The sequence below is a fragment of the Janthinobacterium kumbetense genome, from assembly GCF_023703445.1.
Taxonomy (GTDB): domain Bacteria; phylum Pseudomonadota; class Gammaproteobacteria; order Burkholderiales; family Burkholderiaceae_D; genus Janthinobacterium; species Janthinobacterium kumbetense.
Genome location: NZ_JAMQGR010000001.1, coordinates 1,054,451 through 1,066,854 on the forward strand (window position 1 = coordinate 1,054,451; position 12,404 = coordinate 1,066,854).

At 61.7% G+C, this 12,404-nt stretch carries 12 protein-coding genes; 8 read left to right on the forward strand and 4 right to left on the reverse strand.

Annotation, left to right across the window (positions count from 1 at the left end):
* Positions 1-22: 22 nt before the first annotated feature.
* From NCG91_RS28095 to NCG91_RS04815, 8 genes are all read left to right on the forward strand, one after another.
* A complete protein-coding gene (locus NCG91_RS28095) occupies positions 23-1,180 on the forward strand; it encodes a sensor histidine kinase (protein WP_251348800.1) in 1,158 nt (385 codons plus the stop codon).
* A 128-nt stretch (positions 1,181-1,308) separates the two neighbouring features.
* Entirely contained in the window at positions 1,309-2,763 is a 1,455-nt protein-coding gene (locus NCG91_RS04785) for a circularly permuted type 2 ATP-grasp protein (protein ID WP_099668036.1), read from the forward strand.
* Positions 2,757-3,701 (forward strand): alpha-E domain-containing protein, encoded by a 945-nt coding sequence (locus NCG91_RS04790; protein ID WP_034787425.1) that lies wholly within the window; start codon positions 2,757-2,759, stop codon positions 3,699-3,701. Before NCG91_RS04785 ends, NCG91_RS04790 begins: the two co-directional genes overlap by 7 nt.
* Complete coding sequence (locus NCG91_RS04795) at positions 3,701-4,510, forward strand: transglutaminase family protein (protein WP_251348801.1); 810 nt, start codon at positions 3,701-3,703, stop codon at positions 4,508-4,510. The genes NCG91_RS04790 and NCG91_RS04795 overlap by 1 nt, the downstream gene beginning before the upstream one ends.
* 91 nt (positions 4,511-4,601) lie before the next feature.
* Positions 4,602-5,480, forward strand: coding sequence for a proteasome-type protease (locus NCG91_RS04800; RefSeq protein ID WP_092604876.1), 879 nt, complete (start codon positions 4,602-4,604; stop codon positions 5,478-5,480).
* Between the two features lie 242 nt (positions 5,481-5,722).
* On the forward strand, positions 5,723-6,700 hold the full coding sequence (locus NCG91_RS04805) for a hypothetical protein (RefSeq protein ID WP_251348802.1): 978 nt from the start codon (positions 5,723-5,725) through the stop codon (positions 6,698-6,700).
* Between the two features lie 156 nt (positions 6,701-6,856).
* Positions 6,857-8,188 carry an alpha/beta hydrolase gene (locus NCG91_RS04810; RefSeq protein ID WP_251348803.1) on the forward strand — a complete coding sequence of 444 codons (1,332 nt, stop codon included), beginning with the start codon at positions 6,857-6,859 and terminating at the stop codon, positions 8,186-8,188.
* A 102-nt stretch (positions 8,189-8,290) separates the two neighbouring features.
* Positions 8,291-8,716 (forward strand): Fur family transcriptional regulator, encoded by a 426-nt coding sequence (locus tag NCG91_RS04815; RefSeq protein ID WP_034787417.1) that lies wholly within the window; start codon positions 8,291-8,293, stop codon positions 8,714-8,716.
* 12 nt (positions 8,717-8,728) lie between these two features.
* On the opposite strand, the gene NCG91_RS04820 is transcribed toward NCG91_RS04815, so the two are convergent.
* From NCG91_RS04820 to zigA, 4 genes are read right to left on the reverse strand one after another with little or no spacing between them, the layout of a single operon-like run.
* Positions 8,729-9,247, reverse strand: coding sequence for a GNAT family N-acetyltransferase (locus NCG91_RS04820; protein ID WP_251348804.1), 519 nt, complete (start codon positions 9,245-9,247; stop codon positions 8,729-8,731).
* A 44-nt stretch (positions 9,248-9,291) separates the two neighbouring features.
* On the reverse strand, positions 9,292-10,080 hold the full coding sequence (locus NCG91_RS04825) for a HoxN/HupN/NixA family nickel/cobalt transporter (RefSeq protein ID WP_099668041.1): 789 nt from the start codon (positions 10,078-10,080) through the stop codon (positions 9,292-9,294).
* Complete coding sequence (locus NCG91_RS04830) at positions 10,077-11,081, reverse strand: CobW family GTP-binding protein (protein ID WP_251348805.1); 1,005 nt, start codon at positions 11,079-11,081, stop codon at positions 10,077-10,079. Before NCG91_RS04830 ends, NCG91_RS04825 begins: the two co-directional genes overlap by 4 nt.
* A gap of 19 nt (positions 11,082-11,100) precedes the next feature.
* Entirely contained in the window at positions 11,101-12,327 is a 1,227-nt protein-coding gene (gene zigA / locus NCG91_RS04835) for a zinc metallochaperone GTPase ZigA (protein WP_251348806.1), read from the reverse strand.
* Between the last annotated feature and the right edge of the window lie 77 nt (positions 12,328-12,404).

Consider the following 12,404-nt stretch of genomic DNA (forward strand, 5'->3'; position numbering starts at 1 on the left):
TCACTGCGGTCAGGGAGGCCAGGTGAGCATCAGCACGGATCAGCACGCGGGTCGCCAGGCCGGCGCGCACCAGCCATTGCAGCGCGCGCAGCGCATCTTCGCCATGCGCGACGCCGTCCTCGAGGCTTGGGAACAGCGCGTGCGCGCCAGCGTGCGCGGCGCAGACCAGCTGCTCACGCCCATACTCATCAATACCTTGCCGGCCTTTTTCGACAACCTGGCCGAAGCCCTCACCCCCGGCCACCCGCGCGACAACGCCGCCAGCAACAGCAACGTGCCCGCCGTGCATGGCAACGAACGGGCGCGCATGACCAATTACGGCCCGGAACAGGTGATCCAGGAGTACCAGATCTTCCGCGACTGCTTCGCCGCCACTGCGCATGAGTCCGGCATCACCCTGCGCAGCAAGGATTGGCAAGTGATCAACAAGTCGATCGACGTGGGCATCCGCGAATCGATACGCGAATTTACCAGCATGCATGAAAGCTTCCGGCGCCGCGTCGCGGCCGGCCTGTCGCACGACATGCGCAATCCCCTGGCCGTCATCAGCACCAGCGCCCAGCTGCTGTTCAGGCCAGCCGACCCGGAGCGGGTGGTATTGCTGGCGCACAAGATTGTCGAGCACAGCAAGCGGCTCGACAGCATGATCGAGGAATTGCTCGATGGCCTCAGCTACCACCAGGGCCAGCAGCTGCCGCTGGTGCTGAGCCAATTCGACGTGCTGCCGCTGGTACACGCCGTGGCCGGCCAGGTCAACTTGCAGCGTCCGGACAAATGCCGGGTCAGCGGGCAAGCCGTCACCGGCTGGTGGTGCGAGAACTCGCTGCGGCGGGCGCTGGAAAACCTGCTCGGCAATGCCCTCAAGTATGGCGACGACACGCCCATCAGCGTGCACGTGGAAGCGGTCCACGAACGCCTGATCGTCACCGTCCACAATGGCGGCCAGGCCATCGCGCCGGAACAGGCCGCACGCATCTTCGACTACTTGCGCCGCGAAAACGACAACCCCGCGCCAGGCTGGGGCATCGGCCTGCCCTTCGTGCAAAGCGTGGCGGAAAGCCACGGCGGCAGCATCGCCGTCGACAGCGCGTCCGAAACGGGCACCAGCTTCATCTTCGACGTGCCCGTCGATTGCCGCCCCTTCGTCCCGTCCGCCGACGTCCCCAAGAGTGGCGCCTAGCGCACCGTATTGGTGCAAGGAATGGCGCGACGCCACAAAAGTGGTCATCTTTACACCTGTTCACGCCCGCCCTGTTGGCACGCTTCCTGCTGAGCTATACCCAGACACGGCTCAAGGGAAATCACAACATGGCAAATTTTTTCAATGAAATGACTGCAAATGAAGTGGGTACGGACAGCAAGGTACGTGAACACTATCGTGAATTCAGCAATTGGCTGGAACAGCAATCGCCCGAGACCATCGCCCGCAAGCGGGCCGAAGCCGACCTCACGTTCCGCCGGGTCGGCATCACGTTCGCCGTCTACGGCGACGATGCCGGCACGGAACGCCTGATTCCGTTCGACACCATCCCCCGCATCATCCCCGCCGCCGAATGGGCGCAGATGCAGACGGGCCTGGTGCAGCGCGTGCAAGCCTTGAACATGTTCATCCATGATATTTATCATGAGCAAAACATCATCAAGGCGGGCATCATTCCCGCCGAGCAAATCTACAAGAATGCCCAGTACCGACCGGAAATGCAGGGTATTTCCGTCGCTTCCGACATTTACGCCCACATCGCGGGCGTCGACATCGTGCGCGCCGGCCAGGGCGAATTCTATGTACTGGAAGACAATTTGCGCGTGCCCTCCGGCGTGTCCTACATGCTGGAAGACCGCAAGATGATGATGCGGCTGTTCCCGGAACTGTTCGCGCGCAACCGCATTGCCCCCGTCGACCATTATCCGGACATGCTGCTCGACAACCTGCGTTCCGTCGCGCCCATGGGCGTGGACGACCCGACCGTTGTCGTCATGACGCCCGGCATGTACAACTCCGCCTACTTCGAACACGCGTTTTTGGCCCAGCAAATGGGCGTGGAACTGGTGGAAGGCAAGGATTTGTTTGTCAACGACAACTCCGTGTACATGCGCACGACGCGGGGCCCGAAGAGGGTAGACGTCATCTACCGCCGCGTGGACGACGATTTCCTCGACCCGCTGGCCTTCCGTTCCGACTCGTCGCTGGGCGTGCCGGGCCTGCTGTCCGTGTACCGCGCGGGCCGCGTGACCCTGGCGAACGCCATCGGCACGGGCGTGGCCGACGACAAGTCGATCTATCCGTTCGTGCCCGACATGATCAAGTTTTACTTGTCGCAGGAACCGATATTGAACAACGTGCCCACGTACCAATGCCGCAAACCGGCCGATTTATCCTACGTGCTGGCGAATTTGCCGACACTGGTCGTCAAGGAAGTGCATGGCGCGGGCGGCTACGGCATGCTGGTGGGGCCGGCGTCCAGCCTGGCGCAGATCGAGGATTTCCGCCAGCGCCTGCTGGCCAATCCGGGCGGCTACATTGCCCAGCCGACACTTGCCCTGTCCGCCTGCCCCACGTATGTCGAGGCCGGCATTGCGCCGCGCCACATCGATTTGCGGCCGTTCGTGCTGTCCGGCAAGACAATTTCCATGGTGCCGGGCGGCCTGACCCGCGTGGCGCTCGGTGAAGGCTCGCTGGTGGTCAATTCCTCGCAAGGGGGCGGCACCAAGGATACCTGGGTATTGGAAGCCACATCCGCTTTTGCAGGAGAGAAAACATGCTGAGCCGCACCGCCGATCATTTATTCTGGATGGCCCGCTACACGGAGCGGGCGGAAAACACGGCGCGCATGCTGGACGTCAACATGCAGACGTCGATGCTGCCGCAATCGGAGCAGGACGCGGAACAGGGCTGGCGCGCCACCCTGGGCATTTCCGAGCTGCAAAGCGCCTACGACCACAAATATGGCCGCTTCCACACGCGCGACGTGCTCGATTTCATGGTGCGCGACCCGAACAACCCGTCTTCCATCCTGGCCTGCCTGACGGGCGCGCGCGAAAACGCCCGCGCCGTGCGGGGCACCCTGACGACGGAAGTGTGGGAAATCCAGAACGCCACCTGGCTCGACATGCAAAAGCGCCTGAAGAGCAATCTGCTGGAAACGGACCCCAGCCAGTTCTTCGAATGGGTGAAATACCGCTCGCATTTGTCGCGCGGCGTGACCCTGGGCACCATGCTCAAGGATGAAGCCATCCACTTCATCCGCCTGGGTACCTTCCTGGAGCGGGCCGACAACACGGCGCGCATCCTCGACGTGAAGTTCCACGGCGCGCGCGACACGTCGAAAGACATCACCCAGCGCGATTTCTACTACTGGGCGGCCCTGCTGCGCTCCGTTTCCGGCTTCGAGATCTACCGCAAAGTGTACCGCGACGTGATCACGCCGGCGCGGGTGGCGGAATTGCTGATGCTGCGCGGCGACATGCCCAGGTCGCTCTTGGCCTGCATGGATGACGTGGTGGAAAACCTGAAACATATCCGCAACGACGTGTCGGCCGATACGGAGCGTTTCGCCGGCAAATTGCATGCGGAACTGAAATTCGGCCATATCGACGACATCATGAAGGCGGGCCTGCACCATACATTGACGGAATTTCTGGAAAACATCTATGACCTGGGCAACCGGGTCAGCCGCGACTTCCTCGTTCCCTTGGCGGCCTGATGCAGCTCACCATCCGCCACGAAACCCATTACGCCTATAGTGCGCCGCTGGCCTACACCATCCAGCAGCTGCACCTGACGCCGCGTATCGAGCCGCAGCAGCGCGCCCTGTCCTGGCACATCGCCACGCCGGGCCGGTGCCACGCCTACACGGATGCCTACGGCAATCTGTCGCACATGCTGACGATTAACGGCAGCCATCAGTCGCTGAGCCTGGTGGCGCACGGCGTGGTGGAAACCATCTATCCGCACAAGGGACGGCTGAACCTGGTCGATACCCTGTCGCCGCTGTTGTTTACCATGCCGACGCCGCTGACCCAGGCCAATCCGGCCATCCTCGAACTGACGGCCGCCAGCCTGCCGGACCGCCGCGTGACGGCCGGCACGGGCCATCTGCTGCGCCTGGCCGAGCACATCGTCGGCAAGGTCGCGTATGAAAGCGGCGCCACCATGGTCACCACCACGGCCGGCGACGCCCTGGCCCTGGGGCGCGGCGTGTGCCAGGATCACGCCCATCTGTTCCTTGCGTGCTGCCACGCCTGGGGCATCCCCGCCCGCTATGTGTCCGGCTATATCGATCCGGGCACGACGGGCCACGCGGCCAGCCATGCCTGGGTCGACGCGTGGGTGGAAGACGCGGATTTCGCGGGCTGGGTCAGCATCGACGTCACGCATGCGCGGCTGATGACGGATGCGTATTGCCGCCTGGCCATCGGACGCGACTACGATTCGGCCGCCCCCGTGCGCGGCGTGCGCCAGGGCGGCGGCACGGAAACGTTAAGAGTCGATGTGCAGATCGTGCCCGTGTAAACGGGCAGGAATGAGGCTGGCCGGGCCTTGCAGGCGGTAGGCCGGACCCGGCTGGTGTAAAATGCTTCCCCTTTTGATTTGATTTACGACGATGACTTATTGCATAGGCATGCGCCTGAACGAAGGCCTGGTCTTCCTGTCCGACTCCCGCACCAACGCCGGCGTGGACCAGGTGGGCACCTTCCGCAAGATGAGCGTGTTCGAAAACCCGGGCGACCGCATGCTGGTCTTGATGACGGCCGGCAACTTGTCGATCTCGCAGGCGATCCGCCAGATCGTGTCCGAACATGTGGATGCGGACGGGCGCAGCATCTGGAACGTGGCCAGCATGTACGACGCGGCGCGCATCGTGGGTGAAGCCGTGCGCACCGTGCACCTGCGCGAAGCGAAGGCGCTGGCCGACTGCGGCATCGATTTCAATGTCAGCATCATTCTCGGGGGTCAGATAGGCGCCGAGCGCTGCCGCTTGTTCCAGGTGTATTCGGCCGGCAATTTCATCGAATCGCACGATGAAAACACGTATTTCCAGATCGGCGAAGCGAAATACGGCAAGCCCATCATCGACCGGGTCATCAATCCGTTCACGCGCCTGGACGAGGCGGCCAAGTGCGCGCTCATTTCCATGGACTCGACCCTGCGCTCGAACATTTCCGTCGGCTTGCCGCTGGACCTGCTCGTCTACGAGACGGGCAGCCTGGCCGTCACGCGCTTCGTCACCATCGATGAAAAGAACCAGTATTTCCGCATGATCCGCGATACGTGGGGCGAACAATTGAAGCATGTGTTCGAAGGCATCGTCGATCCCGTGTGGAATGCGGCGCCGGAAACGACGACGAACGTATTATCGTCGGCCAACATGCACAGCAAGCCCGTACGCGTGGCCATCCCCGAGCACGTGAGCCGCGGCGGCCTGACGGTGGCGCCCCTGCAATCCCTGGCGCAGCAGTTCAGCGACGACAAGCAGCATTGATCTGTGGTTGACAGCGCCTGTCGTGACAGGCATTGCCTCGTCGCATGCAAAACGCTTCACAGATTACGTGCAAATATTGCTTTATTGATATGCCTATAGGGGTGCAATCTATATCGAACAACAAGAAAATAAAAATTTTCATTCTCAACATTGCCTCTTAATTTCATGTCACTATTTAAACTGGCGCCTTTCGATTCCGGAAGGCGCTATTTTTCAATATTGCAATATAAAAGGAAGCAGCAATGAACTTTCAAAAGGCACGGGTAGATAAACATAATTGCTGGCCTACGGCTATGCTATTTAAGGCGGAACAGGAATTTGCTGATTTGCTGGTGATGAAGCACCATCCTCAGGTATTTGAACCCGTGCACCTACAATTTAGCAGCGATGCTAATTTCCAAGTACTGGTGGGGCACCTGATTGATGGCATAGAATGCCTGCCTACCCGTCCAGACTATCTGTTTGATCATTGCTTTCGTGTCATAGACAAGGGCGCAACTCCGCTGTTTTCCAAAGGTGGCAAGGCCATAGTTCAAGGATTGGGGGGGAAGCTGACCCTAGCCAACCAAAAAGGTTGGAATGACATACTCAAGCTACTGGCCGATGCAATGCCGTTTGGTTCATATAAATATGTGGCCAAGCGCATTTGCTACGCACATGTACAACCTGGCATTCAGAACGAATTTATCAGAGGACGCGCCAAAGATTTTTTTGGCGAAGTGCGCTATGACGAATTTATGGATAAATTCGCGGTGCCGCCACCGGTCGCGCCTCAAACGGTTGGAGCAAAACTGAAAGGGAAGCCAAAACTTTCAAATCCACCGCCTGTCGATGCCAAGAAAATCGATCTGTGTGCGAGTTTTCTCAAACTCTACATATCGGGTTCGTTTGGCGGCAAGCCGAAAAATCCTGCTACGCATACTGCACTGGATATGACTAGGGTGCAAAACCAGCCCAAGGATAAGAAAAGAATCGAGTTTTTTCTATCTTTACTATTATTCACTTCTCGCAATGAGCGCGCGCATGGCAGTATGTTAAGCCCGTTCCGCACCAGTAAGGCGGATGTTGAACGCTATGAGCGTTTTTATTTTTCGGCCTTGGTTGCATATATCTTTGCGCTTGGTGTTATTGATCTTCAAGGTGCGATAGCAATTCCTGTTGCCGACATCAAGGCTATCTGCGCACGCAATTTACAGCTCCAGAAGTATCTGTTCACATAGGCGGTTGTGGTGGCCGCGGCCAGGCCAGAGTCGGAAGAACAATGGTTCTATCCGAGCAGCTTGACAGATCTTCCATGCGTTGCGAACCCCTCTGGACAAGTTCATGACATCGTGCTTATATGGCAATATCAATAATTGCACAGGAAGGTGGGCAGCATGGACTTGATCACTTCCGCCGTCGTGGCAGCCATCGGGCATGGCGCGCCCGGCCATGCTCCCGAAGCCGTCGCCAGCCACTATGAACGGCTCAAGCAAGCCATCGCCAAGTTCGACGGCGCCGCCGCCATCCTGGCCGCCGTCGCCGCGCTGGAAACCGAACCTGCCGATACCCGGCTGCAACTGGCCCTGTCGGCCGCCCTGTCGGCCGCGAAAGTGCCGGACGACATGGAAACCCTGTTTGCCGCGCAAGGCTTGCTCGATGCGGTGCGGCCCCCGCTGCGTCCATTTCCCCCGTCGCCCGCCCCTGCCGACCAGGGCGCCGTCGTGTCGAACTATGCGGTGGTGAAAGTGTATTTCGCCACGGACCGCCAGCGCGACGTGGGCAAGCCGCCGGCCCAGCGCTTCAGCGGCGAACGCAACATCATGGGCGGCAATGGCCCCCTCAGCTATGGCAGCTGCGACATCAGCATCCCCCGCGACCATCGCATGGGGCAGCTGGAATCGCCGTCGCTGTGGCGCCTGGAATTTCGCGACGACCCGGCCAAGCACGTGGTGGTGCTGTCGGCCGACGTGCAAGACCGCGGCAACTTCTTTGCCGCCTTGAAGACCCAGATCCGCGCCTCGGCCGGCAAGAGCGCCTTTATCTTCGTGCATGGCTATAACGTGAGTTTCGAGGATGCGGCGCGGCGCACGGGACAGATGGCCTACGACCTGGGCTTTGACGGCGCGCCCGTGTTCTACAGCTGGCCGTCGCGCGGCGAGGTGGCCGGCTACACCATCGATGAAAACAATATCGAGTGGAGCACGCCCCACCTCGCCAGCTTCCTGGCCGACTTTCTCGCCAGCACGGAGGCAGCGCAAGTGTATCTGGTCGGACACAGCATGGGCAGCCGCGGCCTGGCGCGCGCCGTGGCCGACTTGCTGGCCGCGCAGCCGCAACTGGCGCAAAAGATCACGGAAATCATCCTGTCTGCGCCCGATATCGACGCCGCCATCTTCAAGCACGATATCGCGCCGAAACTGGCTGGCGCGCGCAATCCCGTCACTCTGTATGCCTCGTCGCAAGACCTGGCCCTGGCCGCCTCGAAAGCCGTGCACGGCTACCCGCGCGCGGGCGACAGCGGCGCCGGCATGCTGATCGTGGCGGGCGTGGAAACCATCGACGCCACCGGGGTCGACACCAGCTTCATGAAGCACTCTTACTTTGCGGAAAAGCGCTCGGCCCTGTCCGACATGTTTTATCTGATACGCAACCAGGCGCGCGCCGACCAGCGCTTTCTCGACCCCGTCGATACGGTGGCCGGGCGCTATTGGACGTTCAAACCGTGACGCCGTTCCATCGAGTGCGGCACGCATGCTAAGATACGGCCCAGAGGGTGGCAAAGGCACGGCGATGACGCCGCCAGCCGATCCCCCGCAAGCAGGCCTATCATGTTGACATCATCTTCTACACCGCAAGCCGAATCGCTGATCCGCAACACCAATGCCCGCGTCACCAAGACGCGCGTGAAGGTGCTCGACTTTTTAATGGCGCAAAGCCGTTCGCTGACCCACCATGAAATCCAGCAAGCGCTGTCGCAGGACAGCGACATCGATTCCGTCACCCTGTACCGGGTGCTGGAATGGCTGACGGAAAATGAACTGGTGCACCGCATCGCGGGTGCCGACCAGGTGTGGCGCTTCAGCGCGGGCGCCGGCCACCAGGCGCACGAACACGCGCACTTCCAGTGCACGAAATGCGCGAACGTCACCTGCTTCAATGAAGTCAAGCTGCCCCCGCCCGTGCTCTTGCCGGAAGGTTTCAGCGGCGGCGAAGTCGATTACCTGATCAAGGGCTTGTGCCCGCGCTGCAAGTAATCGGCAGCAGCATTACCTGATCAATAAAGCCAGGTGATGCTCGTCATAGAATAGCTCGCCCACGCGCATCGAACGCGGTTCCGTGCCGTACGCGATAAATCCCAGCGATTCATACAGACCCAGGGCGGCATTGTTTTCCGCATTCACGCTCAAATGCACTTGCATGACGGCAGGGTCCGCTTCGGCCTGGGCGATGCAGGCGTTCACGAGACGCCGCGCCACGCCCTTGCCCCGCTGCGCCACATCGACGAACACGCCCCACAGCAAGGCCTTGTGCGATAGTTGCCGCATGGATTCGCGCCGCAAGCCGGCAAGGCCGACCAGGCGTTCGCCATCGAAGGCGCCGAACGCCCGGTGCAGCGGGCCGTCGGCGATGCGCTGCACGTGTTCTTCGGGCGTGCGCGCCAGCTCATCCTCGCGCGACGAGGAAAACGAGCTGGGCGAATCGAGTATGGCGCGCAGGCGCAGCGCGCAAAAGGCGGGGGTGTCGGCTGGCGTCAGCAGGCGGATGACGATTTCAGGTGCGGGCATGGTGGAATCCGGCAGTTTTTTTCCATTATACCCACGCCCCCGCCTCAGGCACGCACGCGGCGCAAACCCAGCAAGGTCCAGCCGTACAGGGCCGCCATCAGCAACACCATGGCCGCACCGAGTGCCGCCGTCCAGCTTTCCGGCAGCGACCAGGCCGGATCGAGCTTGCCGGCCGCCATGCAAGCGGCCATGGCCACGCAGATGGCGACGATGGGCCAGCCCAGGCGGCGCCGGAAGGCGCGCACGAGATCAATCTGGCCGGTGCGCATGACTTTTGCCGTAACCCAGCCATCGAAGGTATCCGTCACGCCCATGCCGACGGCAAACACCAGGCCCGTGAGCAAGGCCGGCTGCATGCCGCCCAGCGCGACGGCCGCGTAGCCCCAGGCGGCCGCCTGCAGGGCCGTGTCGAAGACCAGCGCGAACAGCATGCCGACGAGAATGGCGGCGAGCGGCCCGGATGCGCCCCGCAGCCAGCGCGGCAGCAGCCGGCCGCGCACCTCGGCCAGCTGGGCGCCGGCCAGCAAGCTGCGCGCATTCAGGGCCGCGATCAGCAGCAGCAAGGCGATGGGCAGCCATTCCAGCCAGCCGAACACGGTTTCCGACGGTGAAAATTGCTGTGACGCCACGGCGGCCACGGCCACGATGGCCAGCACGGTGACGCCATGGCCCAGCGCAAACAGCGCGCCCATCCACGGCGTCCAGCGCGGCGCCGCGGCCTGGCTGCGCAGGGTCAGGCCGTCGACGGCGGCCAGGTGGTCCGGTTCCAGCCCATGCCGCATGCCCAGCAAAAAAATCAGCGCCAGGGCGGGCAAGCCCGCTTCCACGCTCACGCCGCCACCTCAGCGGGGCTGTCCGCCTTGGCCACGCAGCGGTCCAGGCCCCGAATCAGCATATCCTGCGGCAAGTCGCGGCCGATGAAGATCATCTTGCTGGCGCGCGTTTCCCCGTCGCCCCACGGCGCGCCCAGTTCCGAGCCCATCAGCATGTGCACGCCCTGGAAGACGGCGCGGCACGGCACGTCGGCCACGTACAGGATGCCCTTGTAGCGCATCAGCTGGCTGCCGAACAGCTGCACCACGGCATCGAGAAAATTTTCCACTTGCAACAGATCGAGGGGCTGGGACTGGTGATAGACGAACGATTGCACGCCGTCGCCATGGCGGTGCCCCAATTCCCCCAGGAAATCCGGCTCCAGCTCGACGATGGCGTTCAAATTGAAACCGCGGATGTTCAGGATATCGCGCAAGGGCACATTGCCAAAGCGCACTTTCTGAATGCTGGCGCGGCCATTGATGGCGACCAGGCGCCGGCGCAGCGCGGCCAGCTCGTCTTTGCCGACCAGGTCCGTCTTCGACAGCAGGATGCGGTCGGCAAAGCCCACCTGTTCCTGCGCTTCCTTGTGCGCCGTCAATTGCTGCTGCGCATGACGCGCATCGACCACCGTCAAAATGGCGTCGAGCATGTAGTACTCGCTGACGGACGGTTCCGCAAAGAAGGTTTGCGCCACGGGGCCGGGCGCGGCCAGGCCCGTCGTTTCGATGATCACGTGGTCGAAGGCGATAGTGCCGGATGCGCGTTTGGCGTGCAGCTCGCCCAGGATGCGGATCAAGTCGCCGCGCACGCTGCAGCAGATGCAGCCATTGTTCATTTCCACGATCTGCTCGTCGCTGTCCTGCACCAGCAAGCCATGGTCGATGCTTTCGGCGGCGAATTCGTTCTCGATCACGGCGATGCGCACGCCGTGATTGCCCTGCAATATGCGCTTGAGCAAGGTGGTTTTCCCGCTGCCGAGAAAACCCGTGATGATGGTGACGGGGATCAATTCTGTCATATGTCTTTCCTATCGATGGTTAATCTTCCAGTTCTTCCATGCGCTGCCACTGCGGGAACGGATCGGGCAGCTTGCGCCAGGCGGCCATGCCCTGGCGCGTTTCCGTATAGTTCAATTGACATTTCTTCAAATCCGCCTCGATGGCGGCCTGGTCCATGTCCTGGCCGATGAAGACGAGCTCCTGGTAGCGGTCGCCATACGTTTCGCTCCAGCCTGCCTTGACTTCCGCCAGCGAGGCCGCATCCGTGGGCCAGCGCTCCTTCGGCACGGACGCCCACCACAGGCCCACGGGTTCGATATTCATCAACTTGCCCGCGCCGGACAGGCTGGCCACCCATTCGGGCCGGCTGGCCAGCCAGAAATATCCCTTGCTGCGCACCACGCCCTTGATCGGCTGGGCAATGTAATCGTGCAGGCGCTGCGCGTGGAACGGCTCTTTCACGCGGTACACAAAACTGCGGATGCCGTACGTTTCCGTCTCCGGCGCATGCACGCCGGCCAGCTCCTGGGCCCAGCCGGGCATGCCGGCCGCCTGTTCCAGGTCGAACAAGTTCGTGCCCAGGATGGCGTCCAGCGGCACGATGGACTGGTTCGTTTCGATGATGCGCGCGCCGGGATTCAAGGCTTTTAAAATGGCCAGCACGCGCAGGCGCTCGTCCGCCGCCACCATGTCGACCTTGTTGAGGACGATGACATTGGCAAATTCGATCTGTTCCGTGAGCAAATTGGCCAGCTGGCGGTCGTCGCCCTCGCCCGCGATCTCGCCCCGCTGCTCCAGGCTGTCTTCGCTGTGGAAATCGTTGAGCAGGTTGGCGCAGTCGACGACGGTGACCATGCAGTCGATGCGCGCCACGTCGTTCAAGCTGTCGCCGTGCTCGTCCTCGAAGTCGAAGGTGGCGGCCACGGGCATCGGTTCGCCCACGCCCGTCGATTCGATCAGCAAGTAATCGAAGCGGTCTTCCGCGGCGAGGCGCCGCACTTCCAGCAGCAGATCGTCGCGCAAGGTGCAGCAGATGCAGCCGTTGGACATTTCCACCAGCTTTTCTTCCGTGCGCGACAGGGCCGCGCCGGCCGCCTCGGCGCTGTCCCTGACGAGCGAGGCGTCGATATTGACTTCGCTCATGTCATTGACGATGACGGCCACGCGCTTGCCTTCGCGGTTGCGCAGTATGTGGTTGAGCAAGGTGGTCTTGCCGGCGCCGAGAAAGCCGGACAGGACGGTGACGGGGAGTTTGCGCTGTGGCATGGGGATTCCTTAGGCTAGCTGAGTTGCTGGGTTGGCGAATGTCGCACTAATGCAAATGAATTGCGTTTTCGAATTAT